Source organism: Simiaoa sp. (assembly GCF_051972595.1).
GTDB lineage: Bacteria > Bacillota > Clostridia > Lachnospirales > Lachnospiraceae > Acetatifactor > Acetatifactor hominis.
Genome location: NZ_JBOKRY010000029.1, coordinates 1 through 23,710, shown reverse-complemented (window position 1 = coordinate 23,710; position 23,710 = coordinate 1). Strand labels below are relative to the sequence as shown.

General features: G+C 45.8%; 18 protein-coding genes, 1 other RNA gene, 1 pseudogene and 1 other annotated feature (1 of these 21 cut by a window edge). Of the genes and pseudogenes, 16 read left to right on the top strand and 4 right to left on the bottom strand.

All coding sequences use genetic code 11. From position 1 onward, the window contains the following. Window positions 1–243, top strand: a binding site (T-box leader); it begins 21 nt to the left of the window's first position. Window positions 244–304: 61 nt separating this feature from the next. The 6 genes from metG to ACTRDR_RS10500 all read left to right on the top strand — a co-directional run bounded on the left by metG (window position 305) and on the right by ACTRDR_RS10500 (window position 7,599). Next, entirely contained in the window at window positions 305–2,314 is a 2,010-nt protein-coding gene (gene metG, locus ACTRDR_RS10525) for a methionine--tRNA ligase (protein ID WP_440527407.1), read from the top strand. Between the two features lie 174 nt (window positions 2,315–2,488). Then, window positions 2,489–3,430: an alpha/beta fold hydrolase gene (locus tag ACTRDR_RS10520; RefSeq protein ID WP_440527406.1), complete on the top strand. Its 942-nt coding sequence runs from the start codon at window positions 2,489–2,491 to the stop codon at window positions 3,428–3,430. A gap of 43 nt (window positions 3,431–3,473) precedes the next feature. After that, window positions 3,474–3,953 carry a GNAT family N-acetyltransferase gene (locus tag ACTRDR_RS10515; RefSeq protein ID WP_176863749.1) on the top strand — a complete coding sequence of 160 codons (480 nt, stop codon included), beginning with the start codon at window positions 3,474–3,476 and terminating at the stop codon, window positions 3,951–3,953. Window positions 3,954–3,977: 24 nt separating this feature from the next. After that, on the top strand, window positions 3,978–4,688 hold the full coding sequence (locus ACTRDR_RS10510) for a YesL family protein (protein WP_440527405.1): 711 nt from the start codon (window positions 3,978–3,980) through the stop codon (window positions 4,686–4,688). A gap of 70 nt (window positions 4,689–4,758) precedes the next feature. Further along, the gene (locus ACTRDR_RS10505; protein WP_176863753.1) at window positions 4,759–6,252 is read left to right on the top strand and encodes a diguanylate cyclase domain-containing protein; all 1,494 of its coding nucleotides are present in this window, start codon (window positions 4,759–4,761) and stop codon (window positions 6,250–6,252) included. A gap of 234 nt (window positions 6,253–6,486) precedes the next feature. Next, window positions 6,487–7,599 carry an ABC transporter ATP-binding protein gene (locus ACTRDR_RS10500; protein ID WP_176863755.1) on the top strand — a complete coding sequence of 371 codons (1,113 nt, stop codon included), beginning with the start codon at window positions 6,487–6,489 and terminating at the stop codon, window positions 7,597–7,599. A gap of 21 nt (window positions 7,600–7,620) precedes the next feature. Here the strand turns inward: ACTRDR_RS10500 and ACTRDR_RS10495 are convergent. Beyond that, a pseudogene (locus tag ACTRDR_RS10495) lies at window positions 7,621–7,816 on the bottom strand (hypothetical protein). 102 nt (window positions 7,817–7,918) lie between these two features. Between ACTRDR_RS10495 and ACTRDR_RS10490 the strand changes: the two are divergent. The 6 genes from ACTRDR_RS10490 (at window position 7,919) to ACTRDR_RS10465 (ending at window position 14,846) form a co-directional block, all read left to right on the top strand. After that, window positions 7,919–9,007, top strand: coding sequence for a helix-turn-helix domain-containing protein (locus ACTRDR_RS10490; RefSeq protein ID WP_176863780.1), 1,089 nt, complete (start codon window positions 7,919–7,921; stop codon window positions 9,005–9,007). A gap of 13 nt (window positions 9,008–9,020) precedes the next feature. Further along, complete coding sequence (locus ACTRDR_RS10485; protein ID WP_176863757.1) at window positions 9,021–9,728, top strand: FadR/GntR family transcriptional regulator; 708 nt, start codon at window positions 9,021–9,023, stop codon at window positions 9,726–9,728. A gap of 244 nt (window positions 9,729–9,972) precedes the next feature. Continuing rightward, window positions 9,973–11,760, top strand: a complete 1,788-nt coding sequence (gene ilvD / locus ACTRDR_RS10480; RefSeq protein ID WP_176863760.1) for a dihydroxy-acid dehydratase domain-containing protein — start codon at window positions 9,973–9,975, stop codon at window positions 11,758–11,760. 27 nt (window positions 11,761–11,787) lie between these two features. Next, the gene (locus ACTRDR_RS10475) at window positions 11,788–12,612 is read left to right on the top strand and encodes an alpha/beta hydrolase-fold protein (RefSeq protein ID WP_176863762.1); all 825 of its coding nucleotides are present in this window, start codon (window positions 11,788–11,790) and stop codon (window positions 12,610–12,612) included. A 15-nt stretch (window positions 12,613–12,627) separates the two neighbouring features. After that, a complete protein-coding gene (locus ACTRDR_RS10470; RefSeq protein ID WP_176863763.1) occupies window positions 12,628–13,902 on the top strand; it encodes an SLC13 family permease in 1,275 nt (424 codons plus the stop codon). Between the two features lie 86 nt (window positions 13,903–13,988). Continuing rightward, the gene (locus ACTRDR_RS10465) at window positions 13,989–14,846 is read left to right on the top strand and encodes a DUF6128 domain-containing protein (RefSeq protein WP_176863765.1); all 858 of its coding nucleotides are present in this window, start codon (window positions 13,989–13,991) and stop codon (window positions 14,844–14,846) included. Window positions 14,847–14,851: 5 nt separating this feature from the next. On the opposite strand, the gene ACTRDR_RS10460 is transcribed toward ACTRDR_RS10465, so the two are convergent. Then, a complete protein-coding gene (locus ACTRDR_RS10460; RefSeq protein ID WP_440527401.1) occupies window positions 14,852–15,802 on the bottom strand; it encodes a radical SAM protein in 951 nt (316 codons plus the stop codon). 38 nt (window positions 15,803–15,840) lie between these two features. Further along, window positions 15,841–16,008, bottom strand: an RNA gene (gene ffs, locus ACTRDR_RS10455) — signal recognition particle sRNA large type. 105 nt (window positions 16,009–16,113) lie between these two features. Between ffs and ACTRDR_RS10450 the strand changes: the two genes are divergently transcribed. Continuing rightward, window positions 16,114–17,703 (top strand): hypothetical protein, encoded by a 1,590-nt coding sequence (locus ACTRDR_RS10450; RefSeq protein WP_440527399.1) that lies wholly within the window; start codon window positions 16,114–16,116, stop codon window positions 17,701–17,703. Window positions 17,704–17,734: 31 nt separating this feature from the next. Beyond that, window positions 17,735–19,345 (top strand): hypothetical protein, encoded by a 1,611-nt coding sequence (locus tag ACTRDR_RS10445; protein WP_440527398.1) that lies wholly within the window; start codon window positions 17,735–17,737, stop codon window positions 19,343–19,345. Here the strand turns inward: ACTRDR_RS10445 and tadA are convergent. After that, window positions 19,328–19,840: a tRNA adenosine(34) deaminase TadA gene (gene tadA / locus ACTRDR_RS10440; protein ID WP_176863771.1), complete on the bottom strand. Its 513-nt coding sequence runs from the start codon at window positions 19,838–19,840 to the stop codon at window positions 19,328–19,330. The genes ACTRDR_RS10445 and tadA overlap by 18 nt on opposite strands. A 226-nt stretch (window positions 19,841–20,066) precedes the next feature. On the opposite strand from tadA, the gene ACTRDR_RS10435 reads away from it, so the two are divergent. Further along, the gene (locus tag ACTRDR_RS10435) at window positions 20,067–21,056 is read left to right on the top strand and encodes a LacI family DNA-binding transcriptional regulator (RefSeq protein WP_176863773.1); all 990 of its coding nucleotides are present in this window, start codon (window positions 20,067–20,069) and stop codon (window positions 21,054–21,056) included. A 284-nt stretch (window positions 21,057–21,340) separates the two neighbouring features. Next, window positions 21,341–23,611, top strand: coding sequence for a glycogen/starch/alpha-glucan phosphorylase (locus tag ACTRDR_RS10430; RefSeq protein ID WP_440527395.1), 2,271 nt, complete (start codon window positions 21,341–21,343; stop codon window positions 23,609–23,611). The last annotated feature ends 99 nt before the right edge of the window (window positions 23,612–23,710 follow it).

Below are 23,710 nucleotides of genomic sequence, written 5' to 3'. Positions count from 1 at the left end.
GTATTTATCATAGAAGTTTTACAGAGAACATTCCGTATGGCTGAGAGGAATGGAACGGACAGATAGAGAAGATGGCTTCTGAGCGGCGCACCGAACGGATACCGGAACAGAACAGGAACGGTAGAAGCAAGGCTGCGACAGGATCCGCCTGTTACAGCGGATAGGGTTACGGACCCGAAGAGGTCTGTGCTGTGAGGTACAGACGAAGAGAAGTGGTAACACGAGATTATGCTCGTCTTCTTGAAGAACTTCATGTTCTTTCAGGAGACGGGCTTTTATTTTTAAGAAAAGGAGAATCAGATTTATGGAAAGCAAAGGAAAATATTATCTTACAACTGCCATTGCCTATACGTCCGCCAAGCCTCATATCGGTAATAACTACGAGATCGTACTGGCTGACAGCATTGCGCGTTTCAAGAGAAAAGAAGGTTATGATGTTTTCTTCCAGACCGGTACCGATGAGCACGGTCAGAAGATCGAACTGAAGGCAGAGGCAGCCGGTATCACACCCAAGGAGCATGTGGACAAGATCGCCGGTGTGATCCGCGGACTGTGCGACCTGTTAAATATTTCTTATGATAAGTTCATCCGTACTACCGATGAGGATCATGAGAAGCAGGTACAGAAGATATTCAAACGTCTCTATGATCAGGGTGATATTTACAAGGGGGCCTATGAGGGAATGTACTGTACTCCCTGTGAGTCTTTCTGGACGGAGTCCCAGCTGGTAGACGGCAAGTGCCCGGACTGCGGCGGTGTGGTAAAGCCTGCCAAGGAGGAGGCTTACTTCTTCCGTATGAGCAAGTATGCGGACAGACTGATCAAGCACATTAATGAGCATCCCGAGTTCATTCAGCCCGTATCCCGCAAGAACGAGATGATGAACAACTTCCTGCTTCCCGGCTTACAGGATCTGTGCGTATCCCGTACTTCCTTTACCTGGGGTATTCCGGTGACTTTCGATCCCAAGCATGTCATCTATGTATGGCTGGATGCGCTGACCAACTACATCACCGGTATCGGCTACGATGCAGACGGCAACAGCACCGAGCAGTACAAGAAGCTGTGGCCCGCAGACCTGCATCTGATCGGTAAGGATATCATCCGGTTCCATACCATCTACTGGCCTATTTTCCTGATGGCACTGGGCGAGCCTCTGCCGAAGCAGGTATTCGGACATCCCTGGCTTCTCATGGGCGGCGGCAAGATGAGTAAATCCAAAGGAAATGTGGTCTATGCGGATGATCTGGTAGATTATTTCGGCGTGGATGCGGTGCGTTACTATGTACTGCATGAAATGCCCTTTGAAAACGACGGTAACCTGACCTGGGAGCTGGTGGCAGAGCGTACCAATTCCGACCTGGCCAACACCCTGGGCAACCTGGTGAATCGTACCATCTCCATGAGCAACAAATACTTTGGTGGTGTGGTAGAGAATAAAAACGTTCAGCTGACCGAGAACGATGCGACAGTGGATGCGGATCTGAAGCAGACCGTGACCGGTACCTATGCAAAAGTTGTGGCAAAGATGGAAGAACTGCGTGTGGCAGATGCCCTGACCGAGATCTTCGGTATTTTCAAACGCTGCAACAAATATATCGACGAGACGGAGCCCTGGGTACTGGCGAAGGACGAAGCCAAGGCAGACCGCCTGGCAACCGTACTGTATAATCTGGTGGAAGGCATCATCATCGGAGCTTCCCTGTTAGAGCCCTACATGCCCGAGACAGCTGAGAAAATTGCAAAACAGCTGAATACCTCCCTGCGAGACTTTGACCAGCTGGAGCAGTTCGGTCTGTATGAGAGCGGCAGCAAAGTAACCGACCAGCCCGAAATCCTCTTCGCACGTCTGGATATGAAGGAGGTAGCGAAAAAAGAGGCAGAGCTGGAAGAAGCCATGATCAAGGCAGCAGCGGAACATGAAGCACAAGAAGCAAATGCAGAAGCCGAAAAAGCAGAGCAGGAAGCCATTGATATCGAGCCCAAGGCAGAGATCGAATATGACGATTTCGCGAAAATGCAGTTCCAGGTAGGTGAGATCATCTCCTGTGAGGCAGTGCCTAAGTCCAAGAAGCTTCTGTGCAGCCAGGTGAAGATCGGCAGTCAGGTACGTCAGATCGTCTCCGGCATTAAGGCTCATTACAGCCCCGAGGAAATGGTAGGCAAAAAGGTTATGGTACTGGTGAATCTGAAGCCCGCGAAACTGGCAGGAGTATTGTCCGAGGGCATGATTCTGTGCGCAGAAGACGCCGAAGGCAACCTCGCTTTGGTAACCCCTGAGAAAAATATGCCGGCAGGAGCAGAGATCTGCTAAAACAGTTCAACCATGAACAACGGGGATGTAATAGTTACTATTTTACAAAAAAAGCAATATAGGACTTAAAATTTTATATAAAATGATATATAATGAATAGGACGCGGAAGCATATGGCTGTAAATTGACATTTGTTTTATGCGTCCTATGATTTTCTGCAATCAAGGAGGTCTTATGATCAAAGAAGAATTCTACTTTGACTCCCGGGATGGCGAGAACCGTATCCATGCAGTACGTTATACACCCGATGACGGTAAGGTAAAAGCTGTTGTGCAGGTAGTACACGGAATGGCAGAATACGTGGAACGCTATGAAGAACTGGCAAAATATCTTACGGACAGAGGAATCCTTGTCACCGGTGAAGATCATCTGGGACATGGAAAATCTGTTTCAGAGGGTGGAACTTTCGGTTACTTCTGCGAGCAGGATCCTGCGACGGTAGTAGTCCGGGATGTACATCGTCTGAAGAAGATCACGGAAGAACAATATCCGCAGGTGCCTTATATTATTCTGGGACACAGCATGGGATCTTTTATTGTGAGGAACTATCTGTGCCGTTACGGCAGCGGAATCGACGGTGCAGTCATCGTAGGTACGGGAATGCAGCCGGCGGGGCTGATTTTTGCCTCAAAAGCCATGGCGGGAATGCAGAAGCTGTTCTGCGGTTCGAAGCATGTCAGTCATTTTATTGACAAGGCTGCCTTCGGAGGCTATAACAAACGAATTGATTCTCCCAGAACTTCCAGCGACTGGCTCAGCCGGAATACGGAGAATGTGGACCGCTATATCGCAGACGGAATGTGCGGATTTACCTTTACCGTGAACGGTTTTCAGACTCTGTTTGAATTGATCCGTAGATTGCAGAAGCAGGAGAATCTGGAAAAGGTTCCCCAGAACCTGCCGATTCTTATGGTATCCGGAGCGGAAGACCCCGTGGGAGATTACGGTAAGGGTGTTCATAAGGCATGTAACTCTCTGAAGAGAGCCGGAGTGAAGAACATTACCGTGAAGCTGTACGAAAATGACAGACATGAACTCCTGAATGAAGACGATGCAGAGACAGCGATGGAGGACATCTGGCAGTGGATCTGCAAGGAAGTCCCGGGGATCGCCTGAGAACAGAGGAGTCCCTGATCCTGAATCGGAGAGACGGTGCAGTATGGCAGATATGGCGAATAGCTACGAGATCAGATGGGCAGAGGACAAAGACTGGATCCCTGCCATGCATATGATCTGGAAGACTTTTTTGAAATATGAGGCGGTGGATTATACAGAGGAGGGAATCCGTAATTTCCATGAATTCATTACGGATGAACACCTCTATAAGTCGTTCCGGCAGGGGAGATATCAGATGATGGTGGCTTTGGATGGCGCCAGGATCATCGGAGCGGCTTCTGTGCGGAACTACAATCATTTGTCGCTTCTTTTCGTGGACGAAGAATATCATCACAGAGGTGTTGGACGGAGTCTGATGGGAAGAATGTGCGAATATCTGAAAAAAGAGGCGGGGGAACGGTATATGTCGCTGAAGGCAGCTCCATATGCCGTGGATTTCTATCGAAAGCTTGGATTTCATGCAGTACATGCAGAGGAAGCTTTTTCGGGGATCCGCGTAACACCGATGGAGAAATTTTTATAAAACACAGAAAAGGATATGACGTAAATGAAGATTTTTGACCTGGATAGCCCGTTAATGAATGTACTCAATAAAATGGCAGACCTGATGTGGCTGAATATTCTGACTTTGATCTGCTGTATTCCCATTGTCACGGCGGGAGCTGCATTCACTTCCATGCACTATGTGGCACTGAAGATCGTGCGCAATGAGGAAAGCTATATTACCAGAAGCTTTTTCAAATCATTTAAGACTAATTTCCGTCAGGCAACGCTGATCTGGCTGCTGATCCTGCTGATAGCAGCAGTGCTGGGTGGAGATTATTACATTATTACCAAATCCGGAATACAGTTCAGCAGTGTACTGGTGATTCTGATCATGGCTGCGGCAGTACTTGTGATCTGTACGGCACTATATGTATTCCCGGTACTTGCCAAATTTGACAATACGATCATGGGAACCATCAGAAATGCTTTTATTATGAGCATTCTGCAGCTGCCCAAGACAGTTGTGATGTTTGTGATGGCATTTTTCCCGCTGATCATATATCTGGTGTCTTTACGACTGATACCGATCATCTTCCTGTTTGGCTTTTCTCTGCCGGCATATGCGTCCGCAATGCTGTATAATAAGTTTTTCCAGAAACTGGAAGACCAGCTTCTGTCAGAACAGGAGCCGGCACCGGAAGTATCACCGGAAGAGGATGAAAGAGTATTTCATGATGAGATCGATGAAAGCATTAAGATAGAGGATAAGTAGCAAGGTTATCTGCCGGGCCGGGGCCTGATGGCGGAGACTCTAAAGACAGCAGATAAGAGGTGTTCAGAGTATGCAGAAGAGAAAAATATGGGAAAATTTCCTTCAATGGGTTCTGCCATGTGTATTGTTAGTCATTGCACTGGTCTTGAGCATATATGACTTTAATAATCAGATGGACACAGCAATACAGACAGTGGTGGACGATCAGGCGGAACAAATCGGACTTTATTATGCTGCCGGGGTAGAGGATAGGCTGAAAGCTTTGGAAAATATCACGGATGCGGTTGCGTCGATCATGGCGAGCCGCCCGGACAGAAGTGATGCGTTTCTGAATGAGAAGCTGGATACACTGATGAAGGCCAGTGATGCATACATGGTTGTATACTGCGCAACCAACGGTACGGGCTTTCTGAATGACAGACGGCAGATCGATATGACAGAGCTGAATTATTATGACAGTATCCTTGGCGAAACACCACATTATCTATTTACCAAAACGGATGGGATCAACGGACAGTCAGCCTTCATCTATGTATGCCCTATTACAAATCCCGGAAATGTGAACGGATACCTGCTCAGTTATATGGAGCCGGCAGAGATGTCAGATTTCTTTGAGAATTCCGTATACGGAGATAAGGCATTTTTCTCTCTGGTCAATCGTAACGGTAGTATTATGGCAAGCTATGGTGCCACAGATCAGACCACTATTCTTAAAAACGATTTCTGGAATTCCTTAAAGGGGATAGCGGAGAGCCTTGGAAGCTGGACACTGTTTGACAGACAACAGCAGAAGGGCGACAATGGGATACTGCATGTCAATGAGAATGGCGTAGGTAAGATTCTCTGTCATTTCCCCATTGCGGACACAGAATGGAATCTGGTGGTAGGCATTGATGAATCCTATCTGTCCGGTATCCGGCAGTCCTTCCGCGAACCTATCGTGGATCTGATCGTCAAGATCAGCATATCGATCGCAGCAGCCCTGATTGTGATCACGGTGATCAATGTACTGGTACGCATAAAGGCCTCGGAACACAGTAAAGTCCTGGAGGACAAGGCAGATACCGATCTGCTGACCGATCTGAACAACAAGATGGCCACAGAGCGTAAGATCCGTGAATATATGGAGCAATATCCGGATAAGCAGGGGGTATTGTTTGTTTTGGATGTAGATAATTTCAAGAAGATCAACGACACCATGGGACATGCCTTCGGAGATGAAGTACTCCGGAACCTGGCAGTGCGCCTGCAGTCCATGTTCCGTGCAACGGATATTGTGGGCCGTACCGGTGGTGATGAGTTCATGGTATTTCTCAAGGACATCCGTGATATTACCATGATCGAACGGGAAGGGAAGAAGATCGAGCAGTTTTTCCACCAGTTTGAAGTCGGAGAATATGTGAAGTATTCTGTTACAGCCAGCGTGGGAGCAGCAGTGTTCCCCGGAGACGGCAGAACCTTTGAAAATCTGTACAAATCCGCGGATAATGCGTTATATGTGTCAAAAAGACATGGCAAGAATCAGCTTACGTTCTACAAAAAGCCGGAAAAAGAGACAACGTAGAGGCCCGCTTGTGGAAAATGTCCAAGAAATAGAAACAGATTTGTTCAATCTGACAAGCATTTTCAAAAAAAGAAAAGTTTATAAGCAATTCATACAATATGATTCAAAATCTTTGTGAAATAGTGGTATGGCACATTTTTGTGAATTTCGATATACTGATTTCAGATTCAAACGAGACATATCGTTTCACAATGAGAGAAAGTAACATTGTAAATATGAAAGGAGTATTTTCAAATGGCAAGTTTATCTTTAAAGAATGTCTGCAAAGTATATCCTAACGGTTTTGAAGCTGTTAAGGATTTCAACCTTGAGATCGCAGATCAGGAGTTCATCATTTTCGTAGGTCCTTCCGGATGTGGTAAGTCCACCACTCTTCGTATGATCGCAGGTCTGGAGGATATCTCCTCCGGTGAACTGAAGATCGGTGACAGAGTAGTTAACGATGTAGAGCCTAAGGATAGAGATATCGCAATGGTATTCCAGAACTATGCTCTGTATCCTCATATGTCCGTATATGACAACATGGCATTTGGTCTGAAGCTGAGAAAAGTTCCCAAGGATCAGATCGATAAGATGGTTAAGGAAGCAGCTAAGATCCTGGATCTGACTCCGCTGCTTGATCGTAAGCCCAAGGCTCTGTCCGGTGGTCAGAGACAGCGTGTTGCTATGGGACGTGCAATCGTTCGTAACCCTAAGGTATTCCTGATGGATGAGCCTCTGTCCAACCTGGATGCTAAGCTGCGTGTACAGATGCGTATCGAGATCGCTAAGCTGCATCAGAGACTGGGCACCACCATCATCTACGTTACACATGACCAGACCGAGGCTATGACCCTTGGTACCAGAATCGTTGTTATGAAGGACGGCGTTATCCAGCAGGTAGATACTCCTCAGAACCTGTATGAGAAGCCTTGCAACCTGTTCGTAGCAGGATTCATGGGATCTCCGCAGATGAACTTCTTAGATGCTACTGTTAAGGTAGAAGGCGACGTAGCTAACCTGGTAATCGCAGGTCACAGCATTCCCCTTCCTCCCGCTAAGTCCAAGAAGCTGATCGATGGCGGTTATGATGGAAAGGTTGTTACTTTCGGTATCCGTCCTGAGGATGTATATGATTCCGAGATGTACATCGAGACCTCTCCTCAGAGCGTATTTACCTCTACCATCAAGGTTTACGAGTTACTTGGTGCAGAAGTATATCTGTACTTCGATCTTGACGAGTTCCCTATGACCGCAAGAGTAGATTCTCGTACTACTGCAAGACCTGGCGATACCGTTAAGTTTGCTCTGGATGTTGAGAAGATCCACGTATTCGACAAAGAGACCGAGCAGGTTATTACCAACTAGTCTTAAACTCCATAAGAGATTTCAAAGCCCTGTCTGTAATTGCAGACAGGGCTTTTTTTCTGCTTTTTGCTTGCACCGGATGCGCAAATCCTTTATACTAAGCATATATAGTGATGATAATCCCACGATATGCGAATAGAGGGGAAGGATTGTGGGAGTGCGTAGCGCGGAACAATACGTAGGCATCACAGTCGGGGGCTTTTGACCCCGAGATCATATAGCGTGATCATAGATAAAAAGCAAGACTGTCTGCAGAGGGAGCTTTTTATCTATGAGTAGAGCAAACGGATATGGAATATTACAGAAAGGCGTGGACAATATGATTACAGGCCAGATTATACAGACAAGCATTGATGAATTAAAAGCAATTACGAAAGTAGACCTCGGAGTCTATGATCTGAACGGATCTGTTGTGGCATCTACCATGGAGAGAGATGACATCACGACGGACCTGATCAGCGGATTCGCAGCATCTCCTGCGGACAGTCAGGTGATCGGAGTGCATCATCTTCTGAAGATCCGTGATGAGGCAGAACTGTTATATGTGCTGGTTGCCCGTGGGATGACAGATGACGTATATATGGTAGGCAAGATTGCAGTCAGCCAGATTCAGAACCTGGTCATTGCCTATAAGGAACGTTTTGATCGGAACAATTTCTTCCAGAATCTGTTGTTGGACAATTTATTGTTGGTAGATATTTACAACAGAGCGAAGAAGCTTCATGTGGAAGTCAGCTGCCCGAGAGCGGTATACCTCATTGAGACCAAGGATGAGAAGGATGGTATTGTATCGGAAGTGCTTAAGAGCATGTTCTCTCCTCAGGCGGGAGATTATGTGACTGCGGTAGACGAATCCAGCCTGATCCTGATCAAGTCGGTAGAGAATACTACAACGCCGCAGGCATTGCACGAACTGGCAGAGACTATCGTAGCAATGATGAATGCGGAAGCTTTGCTGGATGTTAAGGTGGCTTACGGTACTGTGGTACAGGAACTGAAGGATGTCTCCAAATCTTACAAGGAAGCTAAGATGGCACTGGATGTAGGCAAGATCTTCTATGCAGAGAAGAAAGTAATTGCGTACAGCACGCTGGGCATCGGACGGCTGATCTATCAGCTGCCGGTGAATCTGTGCAAGATCTTCATCGAAGAGATTTTCGGTGACAATGTACCTTACGATCTGGACGAAGAGACATTGAATACATTGAACAAGTTCTTTGAGAACAATCTGAATGTGTCGGAGACTTCCAGACAGCTGTTCGTACACCGCAATACATTGGTGTATCGTATTGAGAAGATCCAGAAGAGCACCGGACTGGACCTGCGCAGCTTTGATGATGCATTGACCTTCAAGATCGCATTGATGGTCGTTAATTACATGAAATATCTGGATATCCAGGAATATTAAGAGATAGTGCGATATGAATGAACTCACAGGAATTCGGAACACCCTGCTTGCGGAACAAATTGAAGAACAAATATATGAGTACGTGACACAGCGGGGGTTATCCCCAGGTGAACGCCTGCCGAATGAATTTGAGATGGCAAATATGTTTGGTGTGGGTAGGAGTACCGTCCGGGAGGCTGTTAAAATTCTAGTATCCCGTGGAGTACTGGAAACAAAACGGGGATCAGGAACTTATGTCAGAGAGATAATGCCAAAAGATTTGGATCCGCTCAATCTGCGTGACATAGAAGATAAAGTTTCACTGGCAATGGATCTGGTAGACCTGAGACTTATTCTGGAACCAGGTATTGCGGAACTGGCAGCATATAGTGCTACACCAGAGGAAGTTAGCAGACTTATTACGAAATGCAATCTCGTAGAGGAAAAGATCCGGCGGGGAGAACCATACATCCATGAGGACATAGATTTCCATACGTATATTGCAAGATGCAGTAAAAACAAGGTTGTAGAACAATTGATTTCTATTATCGAAACAGCAGTTCTTATGTTTGTAAATGTAACGCATAAACAGCTTACAGAAGAAACTATTACAACTCACAGAGCAATTACGGATGCTATTGCAGAACACGACCCTATCGGAGCACGGACTGCAATGACTATGCATATAGCGTATAATCGAAATCTTATCAAAGAAATCAAAGCAAAGGAACACGGTAATTGATACTGTGTTCTTTTTTTATGATTAAAATTAGTCAGACAACTTTTGAAAGAAAACATAGGAAACAGTTAGTCACAACAATTTTTTGGATAAAATATTCAAAAATAAAGAACAAAATCATGAATAAAATAGAAAAAATCGTCAAAAAGTAGAACGTATTTGTAACAACTTGATAGGATGGCTTTTGGGATTTATACTAAAACCATAAAAGCTGTGTGACAACTTGATGTAAGGAAGGAGAACAGAGATGGAATTACACAGTCAGAAAGTAAGAGCACTTGCTCCGGAAAATGATCCTCTTAGAATGGGAATGGGATGGAGTGCAGAAGATCTTGGGAAACCTCAAATTCTGGTAGAGAGTTCTTTTGGGGACAGCCACCCTGGAAGTGTACACCTGAATAAACTGATGGATAAAGGAGTACAGGCAGTTAATGACAACGGCGGAAAAGCGGCAAGGTACTTTGTAACAGATATTTGTGATGGTATAGCACAGGGACATGATGGAATAAATTTTTCATTGGCACATCGTGATATGATGACGAACATGATAGAAGTGCATGGTAATGCCAGTGGCTTTGATGGTGGGATGTATATAGCCAGTTGTGACAAGTCAATGCCAGCTATGCTGATGGCAGTCGGAAGATTAAAGACGATGAGTTCAATCGTTGTAACAGGTGGTGTTATGGAGGCACATCATATCCCAGATAAATATGTAGAAAAAGATCCTGCATGTGCCATAAATGAGCTATTAACATTAGAGCAGATAGGAAAATTTGACGCACAGGAGAAACGGGGAGAAATACCGAAGGAACAGTTGGACTATTATAAGCAGCATGCATGTCCAAGCTGTGGAGCATGCTCTTTCATGGGAACAGCATCTACAATGCAGATAATGGCTGAGGCTTTAGGATTGATGCTGCCGGGTACGGCATTGATGCCGGCGACAGCGCCGGAATTGCAACAGGCGGCATATGATGCCGGAAAACAGCTTATGGAACTTATCAGGCAAGGAATCACAGCAGAAAATATTGTAACAAGGAAGAGCTTCGAAAATGCAATAATGGTACATGCAGCCATCAGCGGATCCACAAATGCAACCATGCATCTTCCTGCAATTGCACATGAATTCGGCTATACAATCGATGCGGAAACTTTTGACAGAATGCATAGAAATGCCCATTATTTACTGAATATTCGACCTTCCGGCGACTGGCCTGCCCAGTATTTCTATTATGCGGGCGGAGTGCCTCGAGTTATGGAAGAGATTAAGGAAATGCTGCATCTGGATGTAATGACTGTGACAGGAAAAACGCTTGGCGAAAATCTGGAAGAGTTAAAACAAAGTGGTTTCTATGAGCATTGCGAGGAATTATTACAGCAACATGCAAATCTGCTAGGAAGAAAAATCGAAAGAACGGAGATCATTCATGATTTTAACCATGCCAAAGGAGTGAACGGAAGTATTGCAATTTTACATGGAAATCTGGCGCCGGAAGGATGCGTGATCAAACATACAGCGTGTCCTAAGGAAATGTTTGAAGCAACGCTTTTGGCGAGACCCTTTGACAGTGAAGAAGAATGTATTGATGCAGTTCTGAAAGGTAAAATTCATCCGGGAGAAGCAGTGTTTATACGTTATGAGGGACCCAAAGGAAGTGGAATGCCTGAAATGTTTTATACAGGAGAGGCCATTTGCTCTGATCCGGAGTTGGCTTCCAGCATTGCACTGATTACAGATGGACGTTTCTCGGGTGCTTCCAGAGGACCTGTAATAGGGCATGTCAGTCCGGAGGCTGCGGTGGGTGGCCCAATTGCGCTTGTGGAGGAGGGAGACCTCATTCACATCAGCATCGAACAAAGAAAAATAGAAATTGTTGGAATTCAGGGAGAGAAAAGAAGCGCAGAGGAAATCGAACATATTTTGAAAAAAAGAAAAGAAAACTGGAGACCAAAGTCTGCAAAATATACCAAAGGTATTATGAAGCAATATACGGAACATGCGGTATCTCCTATGAAAGGTGCATACATGGAATAATAAAACAAAAGAAGGGAAGGTATTTTTATGGCATCAATTCAATTAAAAATTTATTCGGCAGCATTGAAGACAAGAACCAATGTTAATGTGTTTTTACCGTCATTGCTACCGGACCAAAACGGAGCAACCAAGAGGAAACATGATTTTACAACGTATTATGAGACACATAAAGATTTTCCGGTACTTTATCTGCTCCATGGAACCTTTGGGGATGAAGGAGACTGGCAGAGATTTACCAGAATTGAAGATTATGCCCGTAATCATAATCTAGCAGTGGTTATGCCATACGGCGAAAATTCATTCTACCGGGATACAGATGCTGGGAAGGACTATGAAACTTATATCACACAGGAACTTCCACAAGTAATTCAGTGGATGTTTCCGGTATCGAAAAAGCGAGAAGACACTTTTATAGGTGGCTTATCCATGGGAGGAACCGGTGCAGTAAGATTGGGACTGGCGCACCCGGAAATTTATGGGTATACAATTGGATTGTCGGCAGTAACGGATCCTATAGAAAATTTGATAGATAAAGAAGAGTTTACGGTATGGTCGCATGCATTTGTAAACAGTGAACACGGACAGGGAAGTGCAGATGACTTGTATGATCTTGCGGATAAAGCTATGAAGAGTGAAAAAGTCAGAACAAAACTTTACCTGGCAGTGGGAACCGGAGATTTCCTCTACGAGGGAAATTGTAAGTATCATGAGTATCTGGAAAAGATAGGATATGAACATGTATTTTCTACAGGAGAAGGAATACATAATTTTGATTTTTGGGATCCACAGATTCGTAAAGCAATTCATGAATGGCTGCCGTTGCAATCAGCAGGGCGTGTAGCAGGATTATAATCGGGAGGAAAAAAGATGGATGCATATATTGTAATAGCCGTATTAATATTGATGATAGCAGCATTTGTGGCTAATAAATGGCCATTTGGTCTGATTACCATGACATGCTGTATTATTCTGGGAGTTGTGGGAGTATTGGATGTACCGACCGCATTTTCAGGATTCTGTAACCCTTTCGTAGTTATGTTAGCCGGTGCGTTTGTAGTAACGAATGCTTTGGCTAGGACGAGTTTTATCGGTAGATTGCAGAAAAACCTCATGAAAATGCAGGATGGTAAATCTGGAATCAAATTGATGCTGATCTTTGTGATCGCAATTATTGTTTTGGCAACGTTTATGCCGGGACCTGCATTACTTGCAATCATTATTATGATGGCACGTAATTTAAATGATGAAGGCGAAGTGAATGCAGCAAGAGTTATTCTGCCGGCAGCAGCATTGACAACTTTGTGGAACGGCAGAATTCCTTTTGGAATCGGTGCAGGGCAGTTCGCGATTTTAGACGGATTCCTGGAGTCGGCAGGAGAACAGTATAGTATTGGAATGTTTGACCCAATGCTTGCGGGCCTGGTTCCCGGCATTTTATTGGCAATATATACAATTTCCTGTTATAAATTACTGCCTCATAAGAAACTGGATACGATTGCGGTAGAAACAAACGAGGATAGGAATAAAGAACAACCCAAAATGTCGAAACGGAATGAAATTATTACCTATGTTACGTTCGTAGTTATGCTATTACTGATGATCTTTAATCAGTTTACAGGAAACCTTCTTTATATTGGACCTGCAGTATGCGCAGTATTTTTGGTATTTACAAAGGTTATTACCGTTGAGGATGTAAAAAAGGGAATTACAGTGGACCTGATTTTCATGCTGGCAGGTATCTTTACATTGACCAGTGCGCTCTCTTCCACAGGTGCCGGTGAAATTATAGGACATACTATTATTTCCCTGTTCGGTGGAAATATGACACAATTTAGCCTTGTTGCTATCTTTAGTGGTATTGCAGTTGTAGTTACAAACTTTATGAGTAACAATGCAACAATGTATTCACTGATTCCTGTAGCAGTTACAACAGCATTGGCAGCCGGTTTAAATCCTGTTCCCGCAGTGCTTGCAATCGACGTGGCAGTAAAATGTGCCTGCGCATTGCCTTGTTCTTCCGGTGAAGCAGCTATGTGTTACGGAGCCAGCGGATATACTATTAAAGACACATGGAAATTTACAATTCCCGCAAATATCCTTTTTTATGTAGGAACTTTAGCCGGAGTGTATCTTTTCTTCTAAGAGAAATGAAAATATTAATATGAAGGAATATTAAGGACAACCCCCTGCATAAAGATAATTAGAATACTTTATGCGGGGGGATTTTTATGTCATATCGGAAACAGATCAGTTATCTGGAATTACAGGAAAACGGGCAGAGGATCCGAAGTGCGGGGTATGCGAGACTGGAAAGCCTGGGTAAAGAAGAAATTCTGACTGTGCAGCTGAATGAACAGGAAAGCGTGTCCGGTAATGAGATACCACTGTATTTGCAACGGGAAAGCGGAGAACAGCAACTGTGCGAAATAATGACAAATCGGGGGAGAGCTTTCTGCAAAAAAAGGATTCCGTATGAAAAAGAATGGGGGAAAATAATTGGAATACGGATTCCGTTGGAACGAAATTGTGTCATTGCCGGGAAATTCGGAGGAACCGGAGATACCAAAAAGAAATCTGTGCCAAAGTCGGAAAACGCGATGAAAAGCGAAGAACCGAAGCAGATAGAGAAGAAAGCAGAGGTAACGGCGGAAGCAGCCATTCCCATGGAGACAGGAAAACGGCAAGCGCAAACGGCAAAGGAATCCGTTGCCGCGGTGGAACACACTCTGCACATGAAGGATACCAAATGGGAGCAGTTAAGCAGTATTTACCCACACATTCATCCCTTCCGGGATGCCAGGGAATTTCTCTCCGTGGGGCCGGAGGATTTCGTAGTGTTGCGGGAGCGCTGTTATCAGATGACGCATAACAGCTTTTTACTGCACGGCTATTATAATTACAGACATTTACTGCTAATGCGGCAGGAGAACTCTGGTGAGGTAAAATATTACATAGGGGTTCCGGGGAATTTTTATGAGAGGGAAAAACAGGTCGCCGGAATGTTCGGCTTTGAAAGCTTTGAAGGTGCCAGGGAACCGGCATGGGACGGGGATTTCGGATATTATTTGATCTCGGTGGAGCTGTGAGAGGATCACAGACCCCGCTCATCAAATTCCGGAATGAAACTTTCACTGGCGGCAGAGCCTTCCTGGCGAAATCCCTGCTCGATGCCGATCCGCTTTGCAAATCGCAGTACACGGTCATATTCTTCCGGTGTCACGGTGCGATTCAATGCTTCGATATCTGCTACCTGCGGCAGAGGTGTATACTGATTCATGATGCTGATATAGATATGCTCCCCGTAGGTTTCGTGGAGATAGCGCAGGATCTTCTTAGAATCCTTCGTCTGTCCCGGAAGCAGCAGATGGCGGACAATAATTCCCCGCTGCATCAGACCGGTATCCGCGCAGATGACAGGATCCCCTACCTGCCGGTACATTTCCGCAATGGCAGCACAAGCGATCTCAAAGTAATCAGGAGCATGAGAATAAGCAGCGGATAATTCCGCAGACAGATATTTCAGATCCGGGAGATAGATATCCACAAGCCCCTCCAAGTTCCGTAGTGCATCCACCGATTCGTAACTTCCGGTATTATATACAATAGGAAGATGAAGACCCTGATGTTTTGCCTGTTCTAAAGCAATAGCGATCTGAGGCAGAAAATGGGTGGGAGTTACCAGATTGATATTGTTCGCACCCTGCTCCTGCAATTGCAGGAAAATTTCCACCAGATGCTTGGGGGTGATCACGCGACCTGCTTTTCCCAGGGCAATATTATGATTCTGACAGAACACACAGCGCAGATTGCAGCCGGAGAAAAAGACGGTTCCGGAGCCGGAAGTACCGGAAATACAGGGCTCCTCCCAATAATGCAGGGAGGCTCTCGCTGCCATGAGCTCAGCGGTCTGCCCACAGTACCCAGTCTGCCCGGCGAGACGGTTAACATGGCAGGCACGGGGACAAAGCACACAATCGGACATGACATCACGGAGCCAAACGTCAGCGTTATTATTCGAAAAAGCAGTAGTTCCTGAAGCCATATCTGTACCTCTTCCTTTTATGCATAGCTACAAATATCAAAACCGCATACGCCGGACCAGACAGCAGCTCCACCCAGTTTCCTCACGGCACATGGAAGGTTCTACTTAGTGCTGCTTTGTTCCCAACCTGACACGGTTCGTAGATTTCCATTGCGTAAGACCGAGTTTCATCACCACTGCATGGCAACCCGACATATACGGCTTTTTAAGTTTAGCGTGTTAATCTCTTTTTGTCAAGTCTCTTTGCCTTGATGGAAGCGTGGAACCGTGCTATTATGAAAACAAAAAACATCTGTTGTTGGAGAAAATCAATGAAGAACGATCGAAAAGGTACGACACTGCTGGGATGGATCATAGGAGCACTGTTACTGATATATCTCGGGGTATTCTGCTATCTTAACCTATACAAATATGCGCAGCATGTGGATTCGGATATTGCTGCGGAGGCGTTGTTGGCGAGGGAAATCTGGACAGAGAAGGACATTGCTCCCGATGACTGGATCTCCAGCACGGAGCGCCGCATTATTGGTATGCCCACGGTGGCGTCTGTCTTTTACGGCATGACAGGCAGCATGCAGACTGCTGTGGGAATTACCTGCATCTTGTTGGGAGCAGCGTTTCTGGGCACTTTTTACTATTTTTTAAGAAAACTGTCACTGGGAAGACCGGCGGCGATCACGGCACTGCTTGTATTGTGCGCACTGCCGGCGAACGGATGGCGTAATGAAGGGCAGATGGTGCCGTTTGTAACGTTGTTATTGTTTCTGTTTGCCGAGTATTATGTCTTTCATGGGATTTTCTTATTTTTCAGTATTTTATTTTACATGAAATTACGGGAAGAACGCAAACTCACGAAAAAGGGACTCCTTTCATGGCTGGTTTTATTTGTAGTGGCTGTATTGTTAAACTGCGGAGGACAGCGTTGTCTTCAGGTAGTGATCCTGCCGTTGGTTGTAACAGAGGTGATAGCATTATTCCTGGAATCCGGACATCTGCGGGAGAAGCTTCCCGGTGGACGTTATCTGGCGACGGGATACATCGGAAGTCTTGTCATCGCATTTTTGATATCCTGCCTGTATGGCGGCAGAGGGGATTATGCAGTATATCTGCTAAATCCAAAAGAGGCGGTGGAGAAGCTGCTCATAACTGTACCGGCGGCAATTTTGGAGAATTTCGGTCTGGCGGGCAATGCGAAGGTAGGTAGTTTTGACTCCCTGATCCAGCTGCTATTGTGGGCGTTTCTCATCCTGTTAGGATACGGCATCTGGTATATTTTCCGTAAAAGGTCCGATGCCTCCGACAGGGAGAAACGGACTGTTGGAATCTTGCTGACATCCGTGGGGGTTACGGCATTTATTATCGGCATTACTTCCGCAGAAGCAGCGCACTATTACTTTTTCATGACATGGTTTGCTGCTGCGGTGATTGTGGCGGTCCTGGTGGAACATCTGACCGGAAAACAGTCTGTTTTTGCAGCTTTGATCCTGATAGCGGTAGCAGCTTTCTCTGTATTGAATCTGAAATACACTTATTACGAAGCGGTAACGACCCGGGATAACCTGCAGGAATACCGGGAAGTGGCGGATTTCCTGACAGAAAATGATATTTCATATGGCTATGCGGAATTCTGGGATGCGGAGAGAATCTGCCTGATCACGGACGGAGAAGTCACCATGGGACATTCTTATTCTATGGGGAACCTGGCAGGTTACTGGTGGCTTACCAGTACAAAATGGTATCCCCCCACACTTCCCACTGACATGCGGACTGCTTATGTGGTGCGGATAGATATGCAGGAAGCCTTTGAACAGCAGTTCCCGGAGGGCGAAGCCCCCACGTTGGAATATCAAAATGAAAAACTGGCGGTATACATAGGCAATCGGAATTATGTGAATTTGTAGAAGATAACCGCTTCGAAAAGGATACAAAGCGATGAAAGGAAAAAGAGAACAAATATATCAGCTGCTATTGGGAATACTTCTGGTCTGTGCGCTTCCGGTCATGGCACTGCTAGGTTACTGGGCATGCCGTTATTCCTATTACGGAACCGTGGATTACAGCATTCGGAATATTCTGGTCAAAGATACTGCCTGGAAGCACATTCTTGTATTTCTGCTGGCGGTGGCAGCGGTCTGGGGACTGGACAGAATGCTGGCGAGAACCAAGCGCGTGCAGCAGGAGAAAATATGCCTGGGAGTACTGATACTTACCGTTGTGGCGGCATTTATACTGGGAATTTTGTATATCTTGAAGAATCCCTATTTTCCGGAAGGAGATCAGATCGGCGTGGCAGCGTTCGCAGCATATGCCAGAGAGGGCAACTATGTCATGCTGGGGCCCGGTGGCTATGTGGGAATGTACCAGCAGCAGAAAGGACTGGGGGCACTGTATGAGATTCTGTTCACCTTTTTCGGTAACTTTAACTATACTTCAGCGAAGATTGCACATGTGATCTGGTGGCTGTTTGCAATTCTGGCAGGTTATGGCTTCTTAAAACTGAACACAGATCGGGCAGTATTCCGTATTCTTTATTGCGCGCTGCTGCTTGGCTGCATGCCGTTTCTGCTCTATTTACCTTACATCTATGGAGACATCTTAAGCGTCAGCTTCTGCATGATCCTGTTCTGGGCGGTCAGCGCTTATGAACACTATGAGCAGAAGAGGTATCTGGCACTGGCGGCATTTGCAGCAGCTATGGCGCTGCTTGCCCGGAAAAATACATGGATCGTCCTCATCGCTGTGGCAATTTATGCATTACTTGTGAGTCTGAAGAAAAAGAAGTGGAAATTCCTGCTGACAGGAGTAGTCATATTATTGACTGCTACGCTTTCGGTGAAGGCAGTGGATGTAATGTATGAATACCGTTCCGGATATCCGAGTGACATCGGTATCCCCAGTATTCTCTGGATCGCCATGGGAATGCAGGAGACAGACGGCATGGCGGGCGTCTATAATCGTTATCAGCAGTCCGTGTTTGAAGACAATGATTTTCAGCCGGAGCCTTCTGCGCAGATCGGAAAAGAATATATCCGCGAAAGAATACAGGAATTTAAGGAAAATCCGTCGATGACGGTGGAGTTTTACAAAAATAAACTGGAAGACCAATGGCTGGAACCGTTGTTTTCCAGTCTGAAGGCAACACATTCCTTCCCGGAAGGAACGGAACTGCCACCTGTAATTTATAGTCTGTATTATAGAAACTTGCACGAAATGGTATGGAAATACGCCAACTATTATCAGAGTATCGTATATCTGGCAGGTGCGTTTATCGTGATCGCGTCCTTCGGAGCATGGTATCAGAAAAAAGAGCTTCCGGCGGCGTTGTGGCTGCCACTCATCTCCGTAATAGGTGGATTCCTGTTCAGTATCCTGTGGGAAGCACAGTGTAGATATGTATTCCCCTATTATGTGTTTCTGATTCTGTATGCACCTATGGGACTTTACGCGGTGGGCAGAATGATCGGAGGATTGTGGAATCTGCACAAAGGAAATAGGATCAGGAATCAGGCAGACACGGACGAAGAATTACGTGAGATCGCTTAAAGCTTTTCTTGCAGCTTTCTCCTGTTTGTTCCGGATGCGGAGCTCTTCAAAAAAGGTCTTCAGCATCTGACTGCAATCTGCCTCCAAAATGCCCCGGGTAACCTTCACCTGATGGTTAAACTGGGGCATTTCCAGTATATTCAGGATCGAACCGGCGCATCCGGCCTTGGGATTCATGCAGCCCATGACAACTTCCGGGATTCTGGCCTGGACGATGGCACCGGCGCACATCTGACACGGTTCTAAAGTTACATAGAGCGTGCACTCTTCCAGCCGCCAGTCGCCGATGACCTTGCTGGCTTTGTTGATCGCTGTGATCTCCGCATGCGCCAGCGTGTTTTTATCTGTATTACGACGGTTATAACCCCGGCCGATGATCTTTCCCTCATGTACAATGACACAACCGATGGGAACTTCTCCCAGAGCGTAGGCTTTTTTTGCCTGTTTCAGGGCTTCTTTCATATATTTTTCTTCCACACTTTTGATCACAGCCATAATATCTGTTACCTTCCTGTATCTGTTGATTAGCTGATAGATATTGAAACGGAAAACCTTTTCCAAAAATTAGCATCATATTTCGTAAATGCTGTACATTGACGAAATCATCATTAAATTATAGTATAGAGAATATATGAGTAAACGTCAAATGGAATAAGACTGCATTCCGTCGCGGTAATAGAGAAAAACGGGCGCAGGGATCTGCGGCCGGAACGGGGGATTTATGGTATCAATCAAAGAAGTTGCAAAACATGCCGGCGTGGCAATTTCAACAGTATCCAAGGTCTTGAACGGCTACCCGAATGTCAGTGAAGAGACGAAGAAAAAGGTACAGGACGCCATCAAGGAGCTGAATTATATTCCGAATTCCATTGCTGCGGCGCTTTCCTCCAAGCAGTTCGGAAGAATCGCGCTGGTGCTGGATCCTAACAGACAGACCCAGGCTATCGACCAGATCTTCATGCAGTATCTGGTGGGAGCACTGGACAAGGCGAAAGAACTGAACGTGGAAGTCGTGACAATCTTCCCGTCCATGATCGTAGGAATGACTGCGGAGGAGATTACGAGATATTTTCTCTCACAGAGTATCTCAGGTCTGGTGATCTACGGCATGTCCAAGGAGGACAAGGTACTGCAGAAACTGATTCGGGAGAAGCAGTTCGCCTGCGTGGTCGTGGATGCACCGATTGTCAATGCCAGGACCACATCTATCAGTATCGACCAGGAGCAGGCACAGTACGATGTGGCGAAAAAGACGGTGCTGGACGACAACTGCAGGCGGGTTCTTTATATCGCCGGCAGAAGAGACGGCTATGTCACGGAACAGAGATTAAAGGGTATGAAACGTCTGGTGAAGGATCTGGATCTGACCATGATGGTGAGACAGGGAGATTTCAGTGAACTGACAGCGAGAAACGTGGCATTGAAATATGCAAAAAATAAGGACGTGGTAGTCTGCGCCTCCGACCTGATGGCTATCGGTGCAATGAATGCCCTGATCGATATGGACATTTTCCGTCCGGTGTGTGGTTTCGATGGCATCACCCTGATGGGATATGTCGGTAAGCAGATGAATACTATCAGACAGGATTTCTACAGTATCTCCAGCAGGGCCGTGGAAGAAGTACATCAGCTCATGAACGGCGGCGAGGGACATCAGGTAGTCATGCCCCACAGTATCGTGAAAATGTACTATAAGGACATTATCTGTTAAGCTATTTTGCACAAAAATCCAAGAAAATCAAAGAAAGGGTTGCGGAAAACGTTTTCCTATGATATTCTGTGTATTGTAAGAGAAAGACATACACAAAATCTTAGCATTGCGAGGGTACGGAGAGCGGAAAAAATAGGAAATACCCAGAGATCAGCTGAGATAAGGGTATAGATACCAAAAAGTAAGTATAATACCCAGATAAAGAAAAAGGATATGAAAAATGAGTGTGGCACGGTACATTCGTTTTGGCAAAAATAAGACTATCGTGCAGAATGGAGTTTGAAATGAATTTAGAGCAGACTTTAAACGAGATCACCGGCAAAATGTATGGAAAAAATATCAGCGCCTGCACCGATGCACAGCTGTACACCGGAGTACTGCAGCTGACCAAAGAGAAGATGGCAGAGACTCCCGCAATCACCGGAGACAAGAAAGTATATTACATTTCCATGGAGTTCCTGATCGGTAAGCTGTTATCCAACAACCTGATCAACTTAGGCATCTATGAGGAACTGAGTGAGATCCTTAAGAAAAACGGTAAGAACATCGCTGACATCGAAGAGGCAGAGCCGGAACCTTCTCTTGGTAATGGTGGACTTGGAAGACTGGCAGCATGTTTCCTGGATTCCATCGCTACTCTGGGACTTCCCGGAGACGGTATCGGTCTGAACTACCACTTCGGTCTGTTCAAGCAGGTATTCAAGGATCATCTGCAGAATGCTGAGAAGAACGACTGGATCCAGAAGGATTCCTGGCTGAACAACACCGGCACTAAGTTTGAAGTAGCTTTCGGTGACCGCAAGGTGACTTCCGTATTGTATGATATTGACGTGGTAGGTTATGAGAACGGACTGAACAAGCTGCATTTATTTGATATTGAGACCGTGGATGAGAGCCTGGTAAAGAAAGGTATCACTTTCGATAAGGAATCCATCGAGAAGAACCTGACTCTGTTCCTGTATCCGGATGATTCCGATGAGGCCGGTAACCTGTTACGTATCTACCAGGAGTACTTCATGGTATGCAACGGTGCCCAGCTGATCCTGAAGGAAGTAAAGGAAAAAGGCTATGATCTGCATACTCTGCCTGAGCATGTGGCAATCCAGATCAACGATACCCATCCTACCATGGTTATCCCTGAGCTGATCCGTATCCTCACCACTGAGGAAGGCTTCACCATGGACGAAGCCATTGACGTGGTAAGCCGCACCTGCGCGTATACCAACCACACCATTCTGGCAGAGGCTCTGGAAAAGTGGCCTTTGGCTTATATTGAAAAGGTAGTTCCTCAGCTGGTTCCCATCATCAAGGAGCTGAGTGACCGCGTGGCAAAGAAATATAAGGACGAAAAAGTTCAGATCATCGACAAGGACAAGAGAGTGCACATGGCACACATCGACATCCATTATGGTTACAGCGTCAACGGTGTGGCAGCGATCCATACCGAGATCCTGAAAGAGAGTGAACTGAATCATTTTTACAAGATTTACCCTGAAAAGTTCAACAACAAGACCAACGGTATCACCTTCCGTAGATGGCTGCTGTCCTGCAACCATGAGCTGGCTGCGTTCCTGACCCAGACCATCGGCGACGGTTACAAGAAGGATGCTGAAGAATTACAGAAGCTGTTAGAGCACAAGGACGATCAGGCGGTACTGGATGCTATCTATGATATCAAGAAGACCAAGAAGACCGAACTGGTATCCTATATCAAGGAGAAGGAAGGCGTGGAGCTGAATCCCGATTCCATCTTCGATATTCAGGTAAAGCGTCTGCATGAGTATAAGCGTCAGCAGATGAACGCACTGTATATCATTCACAAATATCTGGAGATCAAGGGCGGCAAGAAGCCTTCTACACCGCTGACCTTCATCTTCGGTGCAAAGGCTGCACCTGCGTATGTGATCGCTCAGGATATCATTCATCTCCTGCTGGTAATGTCCGACATTATCAATAATGATCCTGAAGTCAGCCCTTACATGAAGCTTGTTATGGTAGAGAACTACAACGTAAGCTATGCCGAGAAGCTGATCCCTGCCTGCGATATCTCCGAGCAGATCTCTCTGGCATCCAAGGAAGCATCCGGAACCGGTAACATGAAGTTCATGTTAAACGGTGCAGTAACACTGGGTACAAGTGACGGTGCAAACGTAGAGATCCATGAGCTGGTAGGCGATGACAATATCTACATCTTCGGTAAGGACAGTGACACTGTTATCAAGCATTACGAGAAGGCGGATTATGTCTCTAAGGACTACTACAAGAAGAGCCCTGTGATCAAGGAAGCAGTGGACTTCATCGTCAGCAAAGAAGTACTCAAGGTCGGCAAAAAGGAGAATCTGGAGCGCCTGTACAACGAGCTGCTGAACAAAGACTGGTTCATGACCCTGCTTGACTTAGAGGACTACATCAAGGTAAAGGATCAGGCATTCGCTGATTACGAGGATCAGCAGAAGTGGAAGAAGATGATGTTAGTGAACATCGCCAAAGCAGGCTTCTTCTCCTCTGACAGAACCATCGCAGAATACAACAGAGACATCTGGAAATTAAAATAAGTGACGTGAGCCCCGGTGCGAATGCACCGGGGTTTTATGATAACTTGAAAGTTAATTAAGAAATGCTATCGAATCCCCGTAGCCCGCATTGGGGCTACT

Excerpts from the sequence above, each read along its gene's own strand:
- metG (WP_440527407.1), top strand. The coding sequence starts at position 305 with ATGGAAAGCAAAGGAAAATATTATCTTACAACTGCCATTGCCTATACG.
- ACTRDR_RS10520 (WP_440527406.1), top strand. The coding sequence starts at position 2,489 with ATGATCAAAGAAGAATTCTACTTTGACTCCCGGGATGGCGAGAACCGT.
- ACTRDR_RS10515 (WP_176863749.1), top strand. The coding sequence starts at position 3,474 with ATGGCAGATATGGCGAATAGCTACGAGATCAGATGGGCAGAGGACAAA.
- ACTRDR_RS10510 (WP_440527405.1), top strand. The coding sequence starts at position 3,978 with ATGAAGATTTTTGACCTGGATAGCCCGTTAATGAATGTACTCAATAAA.
- ACTRDR_RS10505 (WP_176863753.1), top strand. The coding sequence starts at position 4,759 with ATGCAGAAGAGAAAAATATGGGAAAATTTCCTTCAATGGGTTCTGCCA.
- ACTRDR_RS10500 (WP_176863755.1), top strand. The coding sequence starts at position 6,487 with ATGGCAAGTTTATCTTTAAAGAATGTCTGCAAAGTATATCCTAACGGT.
- ACTRDR_RS10490 (WP_176863780.1), top strand. The coding sequence starts at position 7,919 with ATGATTACAGGCCAGATTATACAGACAAGCATTGATGAATTAAAAGCA.
- ACTRDR_RS10485 (WP_176863757.1), top strand. The coding sequence starts at position 9,021 with ATGAATGAACTCACAGGAATTCGGAACACCCTGCTTGCGGAACAAATT.
- ilvD (WP_176863760.1), top strand. The coding sequence starts at position 9,973 with ATGGAATTACACAGTCAGAAAGTAAGAGCACTTGCTCCGGAAAATGAT.
- ACTRDR_RS10475 (WP_176863762.1), top strand. The coding sequence starts at position 11,788 with ATGGCATCAATTCAATTAAAAATTTATTCGGCAGCATTGAAGACAAGA.
- ACTRDR_RS10470 (WP_176863763.1), top strand. The coding sequence starts at position 12,628 with ATGGATGCATATATTGTAATAGCCGTATTAATATTGATGATAGCAGCA.
- ACTRDR_RS10465 (WP_176863765.1), top strand. The coding sequence starts at position 13,989 with ATGTCATATCGGAAACAGATCAGTTATCTGGAATTACAGGAAAACGGG.
- ACTRDR_RS10460 (WP_440527401.1), bottom strand. The coding sequence starts at position 15,802 with ATGGCTTCAGGAACTACTGCTTTTTCGAATAATAACGCTGACGTTTGG.
- ACTRDR_RS10450 (WP_440527399.1), top strand. The coding sequence starts at position 16,114 with ATGAAGAACGATCGAAAAGGTACGACACTGCTGGGATGGATCATAGGA.
- ACTRDR_RS10445 (WP_440527398.1), top strand. The coding sequence starts at position 17,735 with ATGAAAGGAAAAAGAGAACAAATATATCAGCTGCTATTGGGAATACTT.
- tadA (WP_176863771.1), bottom strand. The coding sequence starts at position 19,840 with ATGGCTGTGATCAAAAGTGTGGAAGAAAAATATATGAAAGAAGCCCTG.
- ACTRDR_RS10435 (WP_176863773.1), top strand. The coding sequence starts at position 20,067 with ATGGTATCAATCAAAGAAGTTGCAAAACATGCCGGCGTGGCAATTTCA.
- ACTRDR_RS10430 (WP_440527395.1), top strand. The coding sequence starts at position 21,341 with ATGAATTTAGAGCAGACTTTAAACGAGATCACCGGCAAAATGTATGGA.